Origin of the sequence: Companilactobacillus furfuricola (assembly GCF_003946325.1) — a bacterium.
Classification (GTDB): domain Bacteria; phylum Bacillota; class Bacilli; order Lactobacillales; family Lactobacillaceae; genus Companilactobacillus; species Companilactobacillus furfuricola.
Map to the genome: position 1 here is coordinate 17,121 of NZ_RHNT01000022.1, position 16,835 is coordinate 33,955.

A 16,835-nucleotide genomic window follows, 5' to 3' on the forward strand; every position below is an offset into this window, starting at 1 on the left:
CCTAGTCCACATCATTCAAATGATGCTTAGCATATAATTTTTGATAGGCGTTAACTGGAATGCACTGATCAGGATGAATATTACAAATTTTGACATTATGACGAAAATCCACCTTGCCAAATTTCTTTGCAACGTATTTATTGAATAAAAGTTCTCGCTGTCTTTGACGACTACTATCTAAAACACTAACTGAATTGTAAAAACTATCATTTCGATAATTATTCATAATGGTTAAAAAAAATACAAATCAAAAACGAAATAATTGATAACGTTGCCAAAATGGTAGCTAAATGATCAATATCGTAGAATCCCGACATCTGTGGCAAAATTTTTGGCAGATGCAATTTTTTAGCAGACATTGATGAAGTAAGAACAACCGTCATCAATCCCATTACTAAAGCCCATCCGACTAAAGTAATAAACCCCTCTTTGATTTTCAGCAATCTATTTCCTGGATTAAAATACTTATCCTCAACATACTTCTTAGACCTAGTTTGGTCAGTCATAATTTCCCCCTACTGTTTATATATTTAAAACAAGAAATATATTAATTTTCAATAATTATTGGAATATCCATTTCCCACAATTAATGGTACAACCATATTTTAAGTTTTCAAGAATAAATATCATTAGATTTGTTTTATACATAAATAGAGAAATTATACATCCTTTATAAAATTAATTTATCTTTTTTAGTTAGGAAAATATCTTACTGAAAATTTCATCGAACCATTTGAATTACCCCTTCGAAAAAGGTAACTTATTGACTAGTAACCACAAAATCAATTTTAGTTAGTGAGGTAATCATGCTAGATTCACTACTTCCAAACAAGAATTTGACCCATCAACAAGAGGCCGTTTTCGATAAAATATTGAATTTTTGCCAAAATAATTGGACTAATAATTCTAAGGGGATCTTCCAACTTAACGGCGATGCCGGAACTGGCAAAAGTGTCATCTTGACTAAATTGTTTTTGACCTTGGAACGATCCGCCAAAAATGATTGTTCTCTTCTACAAGGAACCAGTAATTATTTTTTAGTCAACCATCCCGAGCTGTTGAAAGTTTATCAAGATAATGCTGGCGAATTTAACGAATTACGCAAAAACCGTTTTCTCCGTCCGACGACTTTTATCAATCGCATGAACAAACAACATCGACAAGCTGATATTGTTGTGATCGACGAAGCCCACTTATTGCTCAGTGAGAGCGACAAGTACAATAATTTCGAACAGACTAATCAATTAGAAGAAATCATTAAATTAAGTAAAGTCGTCATTTTTGTTTATGATGAAAAACAAGTTTTGAAGTTAAAAAGCTACTGGTCACAAGATCGAATCACCTCTTTGATCAAAAAGATGTCTTTGAATTATGAACAAAGTACTTTGACGACACAAATGCGGATGCAAGCACCTCAAGCTGTGATCGATTGGATCGATAAACTGACTGTCGATCTAAAAATCGGTGCAGTCAATAACACTAGACCCGACCCTACATATATCGGTGGCATCCAAGATGACTATGATTTTCGGATTTTTGAAGATGCCGAGACAATGTATCAGAAACTCTGCGAGAAAAACCATTATTACGGTAAGGCTCGGATCGTTGCAACTGCCGACTATCCGTCGACTTTAGACGGTAAAAAGCATTTCGTGAACGAAGGAAAATTTCATCTGCCTTGGGATCAATATAATTATTCCAAAACTACTTGGGCAGAAAAACCAGAAACGATCAGCGAGATCGGTTCGATCTACACTGTTCAAGGCTTTGACTTGAATTACGTTGCTGTGATCATGGGACCATCAGTCAAATATGCAGGAAACGGAAAAATCACGATCGATACTCGCAAATATGAGGATCACGAGGCCTTTAAAAAGCGCCATCTAAATGACATCAAAAATATCGATGACGTTAAAAAAAGTATTATCTTAAATTCCATGAATGTCCTCCTAAAGCGTGGTGTCAAAGGAGTTTACGTTTACTTTCACGACCATGACATTTATCAAGACATCAAAAACAAATCTAGCCACTAAAAAAAGCCTTCAAATGAAGGCTTTTTGCATATCGTAGACTTACAATTCAATTAATTTAGAAATAGCAATATCAAACTCTTCAGCGTCCCAGACGGCCGTGTCAAAGTGCATAGCCGAAGGGACTAACGCCAAAGTATCACCTTGATACTTGTTTAAAAAGCGGTCATAATATCCGCCACCAAAACCAACTCGAAAATGACTATCTGAAGCAAACGCAAGGCCCGGAACCAAAACCAAGTCAGGCTGCTGATTCTCTAATTTCTCATCATAAACTGGTTCTGGGATCCCAAACTTGCTAACGACTAAGTCGTCATAACTAGAAAATGGCAAAAAGGACATTTGCCGATGGGGCATCGTCTTTGGCAAGTAAACCGTCTTACCATCAGAAATAGCGGCTTCAATAATTGGCTTCGTAGGAACCTCAAACAAATTACTAACAGTGGTAGCAACCGATTCAGCTTGCTTCCACTCATCAGACTCACGCAACTTCTCCAACAATAAAACTGCCTCAGCTTTAGTCTTATCTTTAGACTTATTCAAAAGCTTGATCTGCTCTTGTCGCAAAGATTTCTTATCGATAATAACCAGCTCCTTCGCTCATATCTGTTAATACTATAGCAGAAAAAATCGGCCATAATCTTAAATAAACTTCCAATCACGGCGATAATAAGCTTGATCCCAGAAATCCCATTCCAGTTCGCAGCTCTTCAAAAAGCGGTCTTCAACAACCTTCAAACGCTTATCTGAATACTTTTCAGCCTCTTGGTCAAGAATATCAAAGAATTGATCACTCATAACTTGATCATCGGATTCATCCGTAGCATAAAAATCAAGCCAAAACTTAAAAGGATTATCATCAGTAGCCTTCCCCGCAGCGATCCAGTCATTACCGATCACAGCATAAGTCCAAGGACAAGGCGTCAAAGCAGCCACAACATCGATCAAATCCCCAGTACGAACCGAATTATACATATGCTCATTGTACAAATAAGTCATCGGAGCCACCCGAGCATGATGCAAACTTGAATATTCAATACCAGCAATCTTACAAAAACTCTGGTGAGCCTCAGATTCACCCTGAGCCAACAAATTCAACTGCCCACCAAACAACTTAATTTGATCAGGATCATCAGTCTTCTGGATCGCAGCAGCATAAACCTTCAAGTATGTTTGTAAATATTTATAATCTTGTCCAACATAAAAAGCCAACGAATCATTAGGAACATGACCATCACCAATACCCTTAACAAATGGATGAGCCATAATCTCCTCAACAATAGGTTGACCTGCTACTTTAAGCTTATCTGAAAATTTCATTTGCAAACACCCCACAATTTGATTATTCAAACATCAATCAGCAAGGCAGTTAAACTAATCACTTTCCTACGTTGGCGCTAACCAAATCAGGTTCAAAGGGATCGGCAAAAAGTCATCTCAGCAGCAAAACTGCACCCCTAGTGATTCACATTCGAATAAAGATAGCATACCATATAAACAAAAAATTTTTTAAACACATCCACCCCAATCAAAATCAAACACACAGAAAAGGCGAGAGTACGAGGAACGAGTGCGCAAACAAGAAATAAACAAAAAGAGCAAAACAGAAAACACCAAAACCAGGCAAGAGTGCGAGGAACGAGCACGCGAGCAACAAGCGAAGGCAAGAGAAGAAAAAGAATATCAGCTCTTATCTAACCAACAAAGAAAAGAAAAATGACAGTAGCAATGTAAGTCAGGGAGCAAAATGAGCGGAGCAAAGTCCCGCGAACTGAGGAAAGAGTCAGTAATTCAGAAAGAGAATATACCGTAAAAAGAGAAGGAAGCACCTATTCCCACCAGAATAGATAAAGCCTGAGATAGACATGTGAGAAATAGGACGATCAAAAAGTGCCAATTTGTACAAAATAAATCGGTAAATCTCAACCAAGGGGGGATATTGTCTCCATCTAGACGGAGGGGCCCGGGGATACAGACCTCAGTACCCAAATTTCTCTTGGCGACGAAGGAGCTTAGAGAAAGACCGAGTTTTGAGATGCCTGGGTGATCTTCCCAGGTAGCTCAAAATCGCGTCGGGTACGTTCCAGCGTCTGTATCCCCGGGCCCCGGAGTCGGCATTGAACGTAGCAACCAAACTACTACCTCAACACCCCAACCACCAAAAATCACAAACGCCAACACAAGAAAAACGCCACTGTCTGCCATAGCTCACTTACATCCATACAAAAAAAATAATATCAATTAATCAAAATAACAACCTTTACACCAAATAATCTTAATGATAAGCTTTCCATGTTATATACAATTCTTAAAAGTAATATATCTGGGGTGCTGTAACAGCTGAGATCAAACCCATTGAACCTGATCTAATTAATATTAGTGTAGGAAGATATTGGATAAATATAAAGGCCAACTATTTTTTGTACACCCAAATAATAGTTGGCCTTTTTAGGCCTCATGATCATATTCTTTCAGGAAGCGAATAAAAACTTTTTTGAGGGGACAGATTTATCATGAACAGACAAACTACAAGTAACAAGACGTCAGCCTTGAGTTATTCATTACGCGACGTTGCATTCATTGCCTTAACCGGTGTATTTTGTGGAGCTATTTTCTTTGGAACTAGCCTTTCATACAACTTCCTTGCCGCAGGATTGGCTGCAATCGGTTTAGGACCTTTCGCTAACGACGTTTTACTAGGTCTCTGGATGATTGCCGGACCACTAGCTGCCATGTTGACACAAAAGATAGGTGCCAGCACAATTGGTGAACTACTAGGTAGCTTTGTAGAAATGATTTTAGGTGGCCAATGGGGTGCCGCAACCTTAATCTCTGGATTAGTTCAAGGTGTTGGTAATGGCTTAGGCTTTGCCATGACTGGTTATAAACGTTTCGACAAATTAGGTTTATTACTATCAACGATCACCGGTACTTTGATCACCTTCGGTTGGAGCATGATCAACGAAGGATATGGCAAATATAATCTTGGCTTCTTATTACTTTTACTTCTCGTTCGTTTCATTTCAATAGGATTCTTTGCCGGCGTGTTGGTTTACTGGATCAACAAACTAGTTGAAAAATCAGGGATCCTCAATCGAGATTAGGTCAAATATGGATAAACTCGTCATTAATGACTTAACCTTTCGCTATAAAAATTCAGGACCAGACATCATCCAGAACTTAGATTTCACCTTGCAACCAGGAACTTTTAACGTCCTTTACGGACCTTCTGGTTGTGGCAAATCGACTTTGATGAAAATAATCGCCGGCTTGTATCCTGAATTTTCTGGCCACGTCACTTCAGGAAAGATGTACATCGATTCTGAAGACGTCGACAATTGGAGTACGCAAGATTTTTCCAAACATGTTGCCTTTTTATTCCAAAATCCCAACGACCAATTCTCAATGACTACTGTTAAACGCGAATTCATTTTCACTTTGGAGAATCTAGGTATGCCAGTCGAAGAAATTGAAGCTACCATCGACCGTTCATTGAAACGTGTCGGTATTCTAGGCTTTAAAGACCGTCAATTAGACACCTTATCTGGTGGGGAGTTGCAAAAGGTCTCTTTGGCTATAACTTTAGCTATGGACAGCGACCTGATCATGTTGGACGAACCTTTTGCTTGTATTGATATCAAGTCTCGCAAGCAGCTGCTTGAATTACTTAAGGACCTACAAGAAAATGACCACAAAACGATCTTAGTCACTGATCACGATTTGATGGGATATCAAGAAATTGTTGATGCTCTTTATCATTTTAATAAAGGTCAAGTACGTCCCGTCTTAGATCCCGAGAAAGTCTTTGCAACTTATCAAAAAGAAAATCGCCAACTACTTTTTGAAAAACCCGGGAATGGTGTTGAATCGATTATCGACTTACACGAGTTAAATTTACAAAATGGCACTAAATCACTCATCAACAGTGCTTCCGTCGACGTTTTCAAAGGAAAAATGATTTTACTGACTGGAGAAAATGGTACCGGTAAGTCGACATTATTCTCAGCTTTGACCCGACTGCACAATTATCACGGTTCAATCAAGTATTTAAAAAAAGATATTTTGAAATACAACCAACGCAAATATGCTCGCTATGTTGGCTTGATCTTCCAAGATTCACAAATGCAATATTTAAAATTGACCGTCGAAGACGAAATCAAATTGAGTCTTAAACACACTAACTATCCTGATTTTTGGACTGATGAGACCATTGAGGATTACTTAAAGCAATTAAATTTGGATCAGTTAAAAGATCATGTCGTTTATCAATTGTCTGGTGGACAAAAGAAAAAGCTGCAGATCTTTGAAATGTTGATCCTTGGTGATCCTGTCTTGCTAATGGATGAACCATTAGCTGGTTTGGACCTACATTCTACTAAAACAGTCATGAAGTTGATCAAAGAAGTTGCTTCAGAACAAGAATTAACTGTGTTAATGATCAGCCATCAATTGGGTGGATTGCAGGATTTCTTCGATTATCATTTACAATTAAAAGACCAATGTCTGACCTATACGGAGGTGCTAAATTATGAATCCATCTCTTAAATTAGGCTTAGTTTTGATCATTAGTTTTGAACTAGCCTTCATGCAAAGCGTTATCGCAAACTTGATCGTCGCAGGTTTAGGATTGATCTACTTGATCCTCAAACGTGTCAGCCCCAAGAAAATATTGTGGATGTTGGTCGTTTCCATCATCCCTGTCTTTGGTACTTGGTTCTCGTTTTACACCCATGGAGCTGGTGATGCTATGCACAGTGCTTGGCTGTTATCCACACGGATCTACGCCTACATTTTTCTAGGTGGGATCTTGTCATATACAGGGACAGTTGACGAATTACTAGGTTCACTCGAGCAAAACTGTCACCTACCGTCCAAATTCGTGTACGGAACTTTAGGAGCATTTAATTTTGCGCCCCGGGTAGTCTTGACTGTCAAGCAGATGAAAACAGCGGCGATGATGCGTGGAGAAGCACTACATGTCTGGTCACCGGAGATCTTTTTCAAGTCGATCTTGATATCTCTACGCTGGTCGGACAATTTGTCACAAGCTATGGTCTCGCACGGTTTCAATGAAACAACTACCAGGACTCATTACGATACTTTTGCTATTCCTTGGTGGAATTGGCCAGTAGCCGGGATTTGTTTAGTTGGTTTACAATTCTTAGCTTTTAGCGGCTTATTTTAATTAGAGCATCGAACATTCTGAAATCATTCGGAATGTTTTTTTGCATGAAAAAAGGACGGTCAACACCATCCCTTTAATAGACTACCTATTCCATTTCGAATTCTTCTAAAATTGTCCGCAATCGGTCGATCTGAATTTGCCCCGGTGCAGAACTGTTCTTTACCGCCGCAAAAGTTAAACTTGAACCCAATTGCTTGCCAGCTGTTCTCGTTACTTTTCCCAGGTTCCCCATCGACATCGTTATCAGTGGACAATCTAGAGCTTTATGTGCTTGTTCAGTAGCAGACAATAGTGTCAAAACATCTTGAGGATCATTAGGCTTAACGGCAATTTTAGCTACATTAGCTCCGGCTGCTTGCATTTGTGTTAAGCGCTTGATGATTTCGTCTTTAGCTGGCGTTTGCGAGAAGTCATGATTACTCATGATCGTAACGATCCCTGCTTGATCGGCTGCTTGAATCAATTGCTCAATTTGCTTGGGATCGTGTTTTAATTCAAGATCGACGGCATCAGTTTGTTGCCAAGTTATGAGATTCTTGGTGATCTCAAAATAATCTTCATCGGTGAGCATCCGCTCCCCACCTTCTTGATACGTCCTGAAAGTCGTCAAAAGTGGCATATTTTGCAAGCTATTCTTTAATGCTTCGGCAATGTCCTGCAACGCTTCTCGATGGACCACATCTGCAAAGAAGTCGACCCGCCATTCTACTAGATCAGGTTGAGCTTCCTTGACTGTTTTTGCTTGAGCCAAAATTTCTTCGCGGGTCGTCCCCGTAATTGGAACAGCTATTTTAGTATGACCAGTTCCCAATTCAGTCTGGCCGATTTTCACAGTTTTATTTGTCATGATAGTCCTCATTCCTCTGAAAATAGTAGTTGTCTAATGTAATCTACTGGCATTTCTTTACCAGTCCACAATTTAAATGCTTCAGCGCCCTGCTCAAGCATCATTCCTAATCCATTGAAGACGTGCTTCACACCGGCTTCTTGTGCAACTTCCATCAATTTGGTAGTTCTGGGTGAATAAACGGTATCAAATACGATCATATCTGGTCTGAACCAAGTTGGATCGCTCACTAACGTTTTATCTTCCAATGGTTTCATCCCCACTCCGGTCGAGTCGCAGTAAATTGCTGAATCAGCAATTTCATTTTTGAAATCTGCTTGGTCTTCTAAGGAATGCAAGGTTGCGTGTGCTTTAGTCTTTTCATTGATGACATCAACGTTTCGTTTGGCATTTTCCCATGATCGGTCTTTCGTATTAAAAATCGAGATCTCTTTAACGCCATCAAGTGCTGCTTGGATAGCAATAGCTGTCCCTGCACCACCTGCTCCGGCTAAAGTCATCTTTTGACCACGAATATTTAGATCCTCATCATCCAATGCTTTCATAAAACCTGTCCCATCAGTCGTATAGCCAGTTAAGATCCCGTTATCGTTAACTACAGTATTCACTGCACCGATCATTTTAGCTGCAGGATCTAATTTATCTAGCAAGGGGATCACCTTTTGCTTGTTCGGCATGGAAATATTGGACCCTCGCATGTCCAAAGTCCTAATAGCATCGATAGCTTTTGGTAGACGGTCACTTGTGACGTCAAACGCTAAATAAGCGTAATTTAACCCTAATTTAGCAAAAGCATTATTGTGCATCGTTGGTGACATGGAATGTCTGATCGGATAAGCCATCAATCCGATCAAAATCGTGTGTCCGTCTATTCTTTCTGACATAAAAACTCGCTCCCATTTCGTTTTTCTAATTCGATATTAACACTGATTTTTTAATTGAAAATAAAGTATTATTGATTAATTCATTAAATATATCTATCATTCAAATAGAGGTATTTTAATATGAACATAAAACATTTAGTATATTTCCGCGAATTGGCTCACACTCAACACATGTCAAAAGCTGCTGAAAACCTTGGCATTTCACAGCCAACCTTAAGTTATTCGATCGACAATCTCGAAAAGAAATTAGGCGTCCCGCTTTTTGAACACGAAGGGCGAAATATCAAATTGTCCCGTTTTGGAGAAATTTATCTAAAATTTGTTACCCGTGGTCTCAACGAGATCGAGCGTGGCGACTCCATTTTGGAGCAATTATTGAACGTCAACGAGGGAAACATCCGCATTGGATTCACCTACTCGCTAGGTCAAAAATTGATCCCCGAATTAATTGCTAATTTTAAAAAAATCGATGATACTGCCGGGATCACTTTTGATCTCTTCCAAGGTTCGACAGAATATTTGTTGAGAAATTTATTCAAGGAAAATTACGACTTTGTTTTATCTTCAAAAATGGAAGAACTCGACCACGTGCCGATCAAAGGCAAGTTAAATTACTTACCTATTATCAAACAAGAAATGGTCCTCGCAGTGCCAATGCATCATCCACTATCCAAGTTCAACAACGTCAATCTTAAGTCGATCGAAAGCTACCCACTACTAACTTACTCTAAAAATAACGACTTTCGGCCGATCGTCGACTTGATCTTATCTGAGGGCAATATCAAGCCACGTATCAAGTGCGAAGTTGAGGATGTTCAAACTTTGCTTGGTTTAGTTGAATACGACCAAGGCATCGCCATCGTTCCGAAACAGCCACAGCTCGACCAGACAAAAGTAAAATTGATCCACTTAAAAAATAATCCAATTTATCGTCAAGTATACATGGTCTTAAAAGATAATCGCTTCTTAACACCATCACTTTCCCGATTCCAAAATTTCTTAACTCGTTATTGTAAAGAAAATTATAAAGACCTCGGTGAATTACTCTAAGCTCTTCAGTTGAAAGCGATTGGCATAGATGATCGATCCGCAAACAACGCCGATCAAAGCAATCAAACAGTCAAAGATCATAATACTTTGTACCCCAAATTGATATAAATAGCCTGTGATCAATGGGATCGTAAAAGAGGAAATTGCACCAGCCGTGTAATATATCCCCGTTACGGTCCCTTTTTTGCTTGGGAACAATTCGCTCATGATGACTAAGCCGATTTGCATAACGCCACCAGCTGCCGACATGCCAATGACAAATGAGGAGATAAAAATTACGTTTTGATCGAGAACAAAGGTCATTGCGAGCAATGCTAATAAGGAAATAACGGTACTAACTAGCATCACAGAAACTGATTTGATCCGTCTGCTAGTCAAAATCGTCAATAAGACAACTCCTGTCAAAGAACCGATGCTGTAAACACTGACCAAATATCGAGCGCTAGCTAAGTTCATCTTCAGCACCTCTTGTCCATACTTAGTCAACCACTGACTCACTAAATAGAACGTTGACATTGATACGTAGCCGTAAATCGTCAAAGTAACGGCATTGATTTTTTGCAAAAAGTTTAGCTTGTGGCTCTTGGTCGCTTCAACTTTGACTGAATCAATGGCTCGATCCGGAAATTTGAGTTTGGAAATGAAGAAGAAATTTATGAACAATATTACTGCCGCAATAATAAAATTGATACCATACCAAATTTTATTTTGTTCGACGACGGTAACCATGATCGGTAACAACAATTCTCCCGCCGAAATGAAGGCTTTGATGAAGACATTCGCTGAAGCAGCTCGATGTGGAAATAGTTCCATCAACGCTGGATAAGTTCCTGAATCCAAAAATGAATTCGCCATCCCGGCTAAAATTCCGAAAAAATATGCCACATAAACGTTGGGACTCAATATTATCCCGATAAAAAATGGAATATAAGTCCAAATCCCTAACTGAACGAATATTTTTCGCCCAAATTTGTCCGACAATAAGCCAGAAAAATACAGCACGATCAATCGTCCGATCCCCAATGAGGAAATGACCATCGCTACTCGAGATACTGAAACATTCCACTGCTGTCCCAGTGGGACCATATTTTGTGCAAGAATAACGATAGCCATCCCGTGGACGAAATAATTCAAATAGAGATGAAATCCTAGTCTGACTCTTTGCCGATTATTCATATTTTCCCCCGAAAAAATAAAATTAAATTATTCTTATTAAATTAACTCTATATTCATAAATAATCAATGTCTTTTCACCCTGGTTCTTCAATTATCCATCGTAAGTGTATTAATCGCACTATTTCAAGTATAATTAACCGATAGTTATTTTTTTATGCGGGAGATATTATTAATGCTTTATAAACTAAAATCCATGATGAATACTAGATTGGGCTTTTTGCTCTTATTAGTATTTTTGATCTGGATCAAGACCGTTATCGTCTACTACACCGATTTTTCCTTAGGTTTGACTGACCCATTTCAACATTTTATTGCCATCATTAATCCCATCGGATTTGCGATCGTCTTGTTTAGCTTGAGTTTATTCATCAATAAAGCTAAGCCTTCATATATTACAATGCTGGCGTTTTATTTGATCCTCAATTTATTGCTTTACGCCAATATTTTATACTTCCGTGAGTTTACTAATTTCATTCCTTTTACTACGATGACAGGTGTTTCAACGGTTTCGAAGGGTTTAGGTGCTAGCACTCTCGCTGTAATGGAACCTCGCGATCTGCTTTATCTCTTAGATTTTGTTTTATTAGTTATTTTATTTTCCATCAAGCAATTACGGATCGACCCACGACCATTTAATAAATTGAACGCCGTGGCCACGACCTTAGCTGGAGCAGCATTTTTCTCATTAAATATGATGCTAGCTGAAAGTAATCGCCCGCAACTGTTAGGACATACCTTTGATCAGACGTATGTCGTCAAATACTTGGGCATACCCACCTTCACGATTTACGATGCCATCCAGACAGCCCATTCGGATCAAGTAAAATCGACCGCCAATGGGACGGATATTGACCCAGACTTAAAATACGTACACGATCACTATGCCAAGCCAAATCCGAAATACTTCGGGATTGCCAAGAAGAAAAATATCATCATCATACATTTAGAAAGTTTCCACCAATTCTTGCTCAATATGAAGATCAATGATCAAGAGGTCACACCTTTCTTGAATAGTCTCTACAACAGTAACGAAACTCTCTCGTATGATAACTTTTACAATCAAGTAGGTTCCGGTAAAACTATCGATGCCGAAACGATGCTCGAAACGGGGCTCTTCGGCTTGCCGACCGGTAATTATTTCAATCACCAAGGAACTACTAACACCGCCCAAGCGGCTCCTGCCATCCTGAATCAAGATCAAGGCTATACTAGTGCAGTCTTCCACGGTAATGTCGGCAGTTTTTATTCTCGTGACACCGTTTATAAGAATTTGGGCTACGACTACTTTTTCGATCAACAGTACTTCGATGCTGCAGAAAAAAATACTATGACATTTGGCTTAAAGGATAAGTTGATGCTTTCCGAAAGTGCCAAGTATCTAGAACAGTTGCAGCAACCGTTTTACGCTAAATTTATCACTGTAACTAACCACTACAGTTTTGATCTACCAGACTATGATTCCGACGGTTTCGTTACTTCGGATACGCCTAATCAGACTGTTAATAAATACTTTGAAACAGCTCACTATTTGGACAGTGCTCTCGAAGAGTTTTTCAATTATTTAAAACAGAGCGGTCTTTACAACAATTCCATGATCGTCCTCTACGGTGACCACTATGGATTGACGCCTGATCAAACACCATATGCGGGTTCGCTTTTAGGTTATGACCAGAATAATTGGAGTGATTTCGATGACGCGCAGATGCAAAAGGTCCCCTTCATGATCCATATGAAAGGACTCAAAGGCGGTATCAGTCATAAATATGGTGGTGAGATCGATGTATTGACGACCTTACTTCATTTAGCTGGAATCAACACGCAAAATTATTTGCAAGTGGGGACTGACCTACTTTCCGACCAGCACAACCAAATCGTTCCCTTCAGAAATGGGAACTTTATCACTCCAAAATATACGGTCATCAAAAATAAAGACAAAGTCTATCTCAATAAGACCGGTGAAGAGATCGACCTTGCCTTAAACCCCGAGCTAAAAAATAAGATCAGTAAATGGAATCAACAGGTGAAAGCTAAATTCAAAGTTTCCGATAAAATAAATCGATTGAATTTGTTAAGATTCTACACTCCAGCTGGCTTTAAACCAGTAGATCCGAGTCAATACAGTTATCAAAATCAGATTGAGCGTTTGGATAAAATCCGGAACGATCTCGGTAATAGCTCAACTAGTTTGTATTCTAAAAATGATGATAAATCGACGACTTCAATGTATAAGACTGATGCACCAGAGTTGAAGGATAACCGTGATGCGATCGACAATTTGCATTCTGTCGAGAATCAATAAGAACCAAATATCTATAAGAAAAAGGCGAGAAAACAGTTATAAGTTTTCTCGCCTTTTTGCTATTGTTCCAATTTTGGAAATTCTCTTTTTTGATAGATTTGATCCAAGACTTTATAATCTGCCAAAAAATCAAATTTATCGCCGTGTAATTCATTCCACAGGAAAATACTGGAAATCGTTCCTAACTGCCAAAGTATATCGTCGTCTTCATTTCTTTGATATAAGAGTCTGACGGCACTTTCTTGGACGATCAGGTTGAATTCTGGATCTGATTTTTGTCGCTGAATGATACTTGAAAACTCATATTGATACAATTCAGCGATAGCTTTGAAAGGAGTTTCCACAAATATTTTAATTAATTCTTCATTACTGCCGAGTTCACTGTAAACAAATTTTCGCAATAAATCGTATTTATCAACAAAATGTTTATATATCGTATTGCGATGAACTTGAGCCTCTCGAGCGATTTCTATCATAGTGATTTCCGAAAAAGGTTTATTGGATAATAACGTCCCGAAGGCGCTAAATATTTCGCGATTTGTTCTAGTCTTTCGCATGTCAGTCATCAACAATTCTCCCTTTTTGCACACTAAATGTGTATATGCACATAATTGAACATGTACACATAATGATCAAATATGTAAGATATGTCAATAGAAAAAATAAAGGAGTTTATATATGCAAAATGCTTTAAACAGATTCGGAAAATGGGCATATAATCACAAGATGAAAATGCTATTATCTTGGATCGTCATTGTAGTCGCCTTGGTTGCATCAGTTGCTAGCTTAGGTTCGCATTTCAATGAAGATCTAAAGATTTCCGGAGTACCATCGACTGACATCCAAAAAGTTCTTAAAAATGAATTTCATCAGTCGGTGGATGCTGGAACTATGACGGTCTTAGTTGAAAATCAGCATGATAGAAATATCAATAACACTAAACAAAAAACAAAGATAAATAAAACAGTCAAACAAATCCAGCACAAATACAGCAATCAGATCAAATCTATTACTAGTCCTTATCAATCACAATCGATCAGCAAAGACAAAACGACTGGTATGATCAGTATTACTTTTAAAAAAGATTCTAATTTAGTTTCTCAAGATGCTGTCTCCGGTATTCAAAAGAAATTCCGATCCAACTTAAAAACTAGCAATACAAAAGTAGCTTTCTCGGGTAATGTTTTAAATTCAGTCAATTTTAATGCTATCTCAGAACTTATCGGGATGATCATTGCATTCATTTTAATGTTGATCTTATTCAAATCATTTGTTACCGCTGGAATGCCTATTATCAGTGCCTTGGCCGGATTAGTTTCCGGTTTGATGGTCGTAGTTGTTGGGACCAATATCTTCACCATCGCCAGTGTGGCACAAACACTGACCGTAATGATCTCTCTTGCGGTCGGGATCGACTACGCATTATTTATCATTAATCGTTACAAGTCCGAGTTGAAAAAATCCCATAAATCAGTTTCCCCTGATGTTGCCATGGGGCGGACTTTAGCGAGTGCCGGAAGTTCTGTGCTCTTTGCTGGGGTGACAGTTATTATCGCGTTAGTCGGTCTCGCATTTATTAAGATCGACTTCTTGACTCAGATCGGACTAGCCGCAGCAATCGGTGTCATATTTGCAGTTCTATCTGCTTTAACTTTGCTTCCTGCTTTAATATCACTATTTTCGAAGTTCATCAAACCATCTAAAAAAACATCAGATTCCAATGATCATCCATCAAATTTTTTAACGAAGACAATTGCTGATCATCCAATCACTTCCATTATTGTGAGTTTGCTCGTTTTGATCGGATTCATGATTCCAACTGGTCATATGCGCTTGGGTATGCCTTCTGATGGTTCCTTGCCAACTGATAACACTCGTCGGCAAGCCTACGATATAACCGCTGACAAGTTTGGCAAAGGTGCTAATTCTACTATTATTGGTGTTGTAAAATTAAATACCCATAAGACAAATCAGCAAAACCAAGCCATTCTGAAAAAAATTACCACTCACATTTCTAAAGATAAAGCAGTCGACCAAATCACGCCTGTAGTAAACAAAAAGGCTTTAAAAGCTGCGCAATCTCCAGAAATGCAACAAAAGTTGCAAGCTGAAGGTCAATCTTATGTTCAACAAAAAGTAATGACGCAGATGCAGCAAGATCCGTCAATGTCCGCTACTCAGCAACAACAACTGGTTCAAAAATATAAGTCTCAATTCAAAAAATTAGTTAAACAAAAAATGGCAAAGGCAGCTGTCAAGAAAATCCCTGTTCAAATGAGCAAGGATAATAAATATGCTATGTTCGTCTTAATGCCAAAAGACGGTCCTGAATCAGTGAAGACTGAGCAACTGACTCAGCGGATCAACTCTTATTCACAAAGATTATCTGATTCGACGAATACGAATGTTACATTAACTGGTACCAATGCCGTGAACATCGATATTTCTGAAAAATTGAATAATGCGATCCCCGTATTCACGGCAATCGTGATGGTAATTGCTTTCATCTTGTTGATGATAATGTTTAGGTCATTCCTGATACCACTTTTTGCCATGATCGGTTTCGGACTTTCTGTATTCGCATCATTCGGTATTACTACACTGATCATTCAAGATGGTGTCATGAAGAGTCTCTTCGGCATCAGCGTAGGTGCTCCGATTTTGGCATTCCTACCGGTTATTATGATCGGCGTTTTGTTCGGATTAGCCATGGACTACGAGGTCTTTATGGTCTCACGGATCCGGGAAACCTACTTACTGACTGGTGATACGACCTTTGCAGTCAAAACAGGTTTAGTTGAAAGTGGTCCAGTTATTATCACTGCCGCCTTGATCATGATTGCGGTATTCGGAAGTTTTTCTCTCTCATCCGACCCCACAATCAAGTCGATCGGTATAGCCTTAGCATCCGGAGTCTTCTTTGACGCATTCTTCGTCAGATTGATTTTCGTTCCGGCAACTATCAAGCTCTTGGGCAAAGCTAATTGGTATTTCCCAGGATCTACTTATAATAAGTTTTAAACCACTTCTATCGATCTCACATTCTCACGTTACCAGAAGCGTGAAGCTCTTATAGCTACGGCGTTGATTAATTTCTCCCCAGATGTTAAGTGAATTTATGTTGATGTTGTGTATTAAAAAAACATTCTTAAGCAATAAGATTTTGGAAGAAGATACTCAACATGATGCGTTAACCAAAGCACGCTAACAGCTATAACCTTTCATTAAAATTAAAGAGGCTGTGACATAAGTCTCCAAAAAAGGGTGTTGTATTAGAACCGTCAGGTTCTGATACAACACCCTTTTTGATATAATTATATGTATAAAAAAGAGCATCGGTCGCACCCGATACTCTAAGTACTTC

The 16,835-nt window shown here is 38.7% G+C and carries 17 protein-coding genes and 2 riboswitches; of the genes, 8 read left to right on the top strand and 9 right to left on the bottom strand.

Going from position 1 to position 16,835, the window contains the following annotated elements; all coding sequences use genetic code 11:
* Position 1 precedes the first annotated feature (1 nt).
* Both EKM78_RS12645 and EKM78_RS07290 read right to left on the bottom strand, forming a co-directional pair.
* Positions 2–226 carry a hypothetical protein gene (locus tag EKM78_RS12645; protein WP_164507246.1) on the bottom strand — a complete coding sequence of 75 codons (225 nt, stop codon included), beginning with the start codon at positions 224–226 and terminating at the stop codon, positions 2–4.
* On the bottom strand, positions 219–506 hold the full coding sequence (locus tag EKM78_RS07290) for a hypothetical protein (protein WP_125770861.1): 288 nt from the start codon (positions 504–506) through the stop codon (positions 219–221). The genes EKM78_RS12645 and EKM78_RS07290 overlap by 8 nt, the downstream gene beginning before the upstream one ends.
* A 300-nt stretch (positions 507–806) precedes the next feature.
* Here EKM78_RS07290 and EKM78_RS07295 point away from each other — a divergent pair, with 300 nt between their 5' ends.
* On the top strand, positions 807–2,033 hold the full coding sequence (locus tag EKM78_RS07295; protein WP_125770863.1) for a DUF2075 domain-containing protein: 1,227 nt from the start codon (positions 807–809) through the stop codon (positions 2,031–2,033).
* A 39-nt stretch (positions 2,034–2,072) separates the two neighbouring features.
* Here the strand turns inward: EKM78_RS07295 and EKM78_RS07300 are convergent, their stop codons facing one another.
* Together EKM78_RS07300 and tenA are read right to left on the bottom strand one after the other, a co-directional pair.
* Positions 2,073–2,597 carry a 5-formyltetrahydrofolate cyclo-ligase gene (locus EKM78_RS07300; protein WP_125770865.1) on the bottom strand — a complete coding sequence of 175 codons (525 nt, stop codon included), beginning with the start codon at positions 2,595–2,597 and terminating at the stop codon, positions 2,073–2,075.
* Between the two features lie 75 nt (positions 2,598–2,672).
* Positions 2,673–3,350: a thiaminase II gene (tenA, locus tag EKM78_RS07305; protein WP_125770867.1), complete on the bottom strand. Its 678-nt coding sequence runs from the start codon at positions 3,348–3,350 to the stop codon at positions 2,673–2,675.
* A 46-nt stretch (positions 3,351–3,396) separates the two neighbouring features.
* A riboswitch (TPP riboswitch) is annotated at positions 3,397–3,499 on the bottom strand.
* 101 nt (positions 3,500–3,600) lie between these two features.
* On the opposite strand from tenA, the gene EKM78_RS12650 reads away from it, so the two are divergent.
* Entirely contained in the window at positions 3,601–3,750 is a 150-nt protein-coding gene (locus EKM78_RS12650; protein ID WP_164507247.1) for a hypothetical protein, read from the top strand.
* 341 nt (positions 3,751–4,091) lie between these two features.
* Here the strand turns inward: EKM78_RS12650 and EKM78_RS12655 are convergent, their stop codons facing one another.
* Positions 4,092–4,235: a hypothetical protein gene (locus EKM78_RS12655; protein ID WP_164507248.1), complete on the bottom strand. Its 144-nt coding sequence runs from the start codon at positions 4,233–4,235 to the stop codon at positions 4,092–4,094.
* A 109-nt stretch (positions 4,236–4,344) separates the two neighbouring features.
* Positions 4,345–4,435, top strand: a riboswitch (TPP riboswitch).
* A gap of 108 nt (positions 4,436–4,543) precedes the next feature.
* Between EKM78_RS12655 and EKM78_RS07310 the strand changes: the two genes are divergently transcribed.
* The 3 genes from EKM78_RS07310 to EKM78_RS07320 are packed head-to-tail and all read left to right on the top strand — an operon-like array spanning position 4,544 to position 7,215.
* Positions 4,544–5,134, top strand: coding sequence for an ECF transporter S component (locus EKM78_RS07310; protein ID WP_125770869.1), 591 nt, complete (start codon positions 4,544–4,546; stop codon positions 5,132–5,134).
* A gap of 7 nt (positions 5,135–5,141) precedes the next feature.
* Entirely contained in the window at positions 5,142–6,575 is a 1,434-nt protein-coding gene (locus EKM78_RS07315) for an ABC transporter ATP-binding protein (protein ID WP_125770871.1), read from the top strand.
* The gene (locus EKM78_RS07320) at positions 6,559–7,215 is read left to right on the top strand and encodes an energy-coupling factor transporter transmembrane component T family protein (RefSeq protein ID WP_125770873.1); all 657 of its coding nucleotides are present in this window, start codon (positions 6,559–6,561) and stop codon (positions 7,213–7,215) included. The genes EKM78_RS07315 and EKM78_RS07320 overlap by 17 nt, the downstream gene beginning before the upstream one ends.
* A gap of 85 nt (positions 7,216–7,300) precedes the next feature.
* Here EKM78_RS07320 and aroD read toward each other — a convergent pair whose 3' ends face one another.
* Together aroD and EKM78_RS07330 are read right to left on the bottom strand one after the other, a co-directional pair.
* A complete protein-coding gene (gene aroD / locus EKM78_RS07325) occupies positions 7,301–8,062 on the bottom strand; it encodes a type I 3-dehydroquinate dehydratase (RefSeq protein WP_125770875.1) in 762 nt (253 codons plus the stop codon).
* Positions 8,063–8,070: 8 nt separating this feature from the next.
* Positions 8,071–8,946 (bottom strand): shikimate dehydrogenase, encoded by an 876-nt coding sequence (locus EKM78_RS07330; RefSeq protein ID WP_125770877.1) that lies wholly within the window; start codon positions 8,944–8,946, stop codon positions 8,071–8,073.
* A gap of 120 nt (positions 8,947–9,066) precedes the next feature.
* Between EKM78_RS07330 and EKM78_RS07335 the strand changes: the two genes are divergently transcribed.
* Complete coding sequence (locus EKM78_RS07335) at positions 9,067–9,996, top strand: LysR family transcriptional regulator (RefSeq protein ID WP_125770879.1); 930 nt, start codon at positions 9,067–9,069, stop codon at positions 9,994–9,996.
* Here the strand turns inward: EKM78_RS07335 and EKM78_RS07340 are convergent.
* Positions 9,988–11,172: an MFS transporter gene (locus EKM78_RS07340; RefSeq protein WP_125770881.1), complete on the bottom strand. Its 1,185-nt coding sequence runs from the start codon at positions 11,170–11,172 to the stop codon at positions 9,988–9,990. The two genes, EKM78_RS07335 and EKM78_RS07340, sit on opposite strands and share 9 nt — an antisense overlap.
* A 172-nt stretch (positions 11,173–11,344) precedes the next feature.
* Here EKM78_RS07340 and EKM78_RS07345 point away from each other — a divergent pair, with 172 nt between their 5' ends.
* A complete protein-coding gene (locus EKM78_RS07345; protein WP_245994923.1) occupies positions 11,345–13,471 on the top strand; it encodes an LTA synthase family protein in 2,127 nt (708 codons plus the stop codon).
* Between the two features lie 59 nt (positions 13,472–13,530).
* Here the strand turns inward: EKM78_RS07345 and EKM78_RS07350 are convergent, their stop codons facing one another.
* Positions 13,531–14,037: a TetR/AcrR family transcriptional regulator gene (locus tag EKM78_RS07350; RefSeq protein WP_125770885.1), complete on the bottom strand. Its 507-nt coding sequence runs from the start codon at positions 14,035–14,037 to the stop codon at positions 13,531–13,533.
* Positions 14,038–14,149: 112 nt separating this feature from the next.
* On the opposite strand from EKM78_RS07350, the gene EKM78_RS07355 reads away from it, so the two are divergent.
* Positions 14,150–16,492: an MMPL family transporter gene (locus tag EKM78_RS07355; RefSeq protein WP_125770887.1), complete on the top strand. Its 2,343-nt coding sequence runs from the start codon at positions 14,150–14,152 to the stop codon at positions 16,490–16,492.
* Positions 16,493–16,835: the final 343 nt, after the last annotated feature.

Excerpts from the sequence above, each read along its gene's own strand:
- EKM78_RS12645 (WP_164507246.1), bottom strand. The coding sequence starts at position 226 with ATGAATAATTATCGAAATGATAGTTTTTACAATTCAGTTAGTGTTTTA.
- EKM78_RS07290 (WP_125770861.1), bottom strand. The coding sequence starts at position 506 with ATGACTGACCAAACTAGGTCTAAGAAGTATGTTGAGGATAAGTATTTT.
- EKM78_RS07295 (WP_125770863.1), top strand. The coding sequence starts at position 807 with ATGCTAGATTCACTACTTCCAAACAAGAATTTGACCCATCAACAAGAG.
- tenA (WP_125770867.1), bottom strand. The coding sequence starts at position 3,350 with ATGAAATTTTCAGATAAGCTTAAAGTAGCAGGTCAACCTATTGTTGAG.
- EKM78_RS12655 (WP_164507248.1), bottom strand. The coding sequence starts at position 4,235 with ATGGCAGACAGTGGCGTTTTTCTTGTGTTGGCGTTTGTGATTTTTGGT.
- EKM78_RS07310 (WP_125770869.1), top strand. The coding sequence starts at position 4,544 with ATGAACAGACAAACTACAAGTAACAAGACGTCAGCCTTGAGTTATTCA.
- EKM78_RS07315 (WP_125770871.1), top strand. The coding sequence starts at position 5,142 with ATGGATAAACTCGTCATTAATGACTTAACCTTTCGCTATAAAAATTCA.
- EKM78_RS07320 (WP_125770873.1), top strand. The coding sequence starts at position 6,559 with ATGAATCCATCTCTTAAATTAGGCTTAGTTTTGATCATTAGTTTTGAA.
- aroD (WP_125770875.1), bottom strand. The coding sequence starts at position 8,062 with ATGACAAATAAAACTGTGAAAATCGGCCAGACTGAATTGGGAACTGGT.
- EKM78_RS07330 (WP_125770877.1), bottom strand. The coding sequence starts at position 8,946 with ATGTCAGAAAGAATAGACGGACACACGATTTTGATCGGATTGATGGCT.
- EKM78_RS07335 (WP_125770879.1), top strand. The coding sequence starts at position 9,067 with ATGAACATAAAACATTTAGTATATTTCCGCGAATTGGCTCACACTCAA.
- EKM78_RS07340 (WP_125770881.1), bottom strand. The coding sequence starts at position 11,172 with ATGAATAATCGGCAAAGAGTCAGACTAGGATTTCATCTCTATTTGAAT.
- EKM78_RS07345 (WP_245994923.1), top strand. The coding sequence starts at position 11,345 with ATGCTTTATAAACTAAAATCCATGATGAATACTAGATTGGGCTTTTTG.
- EKM78_RS07350 (WP_125770885.1), bottom strand. The coding sequence starts at position 14,037 with ATGACTGACATGCGAAAGACTAGAACAAATCGCGAAATATTTAGCGCC.
- EKM78_RS07355 (WP_125770887.1), top strand. The coding sequence starts at position 14,150 with ATGCAAAATGCTTTAAACAGATTCGGAAAATGGGCATATAATCACAAG.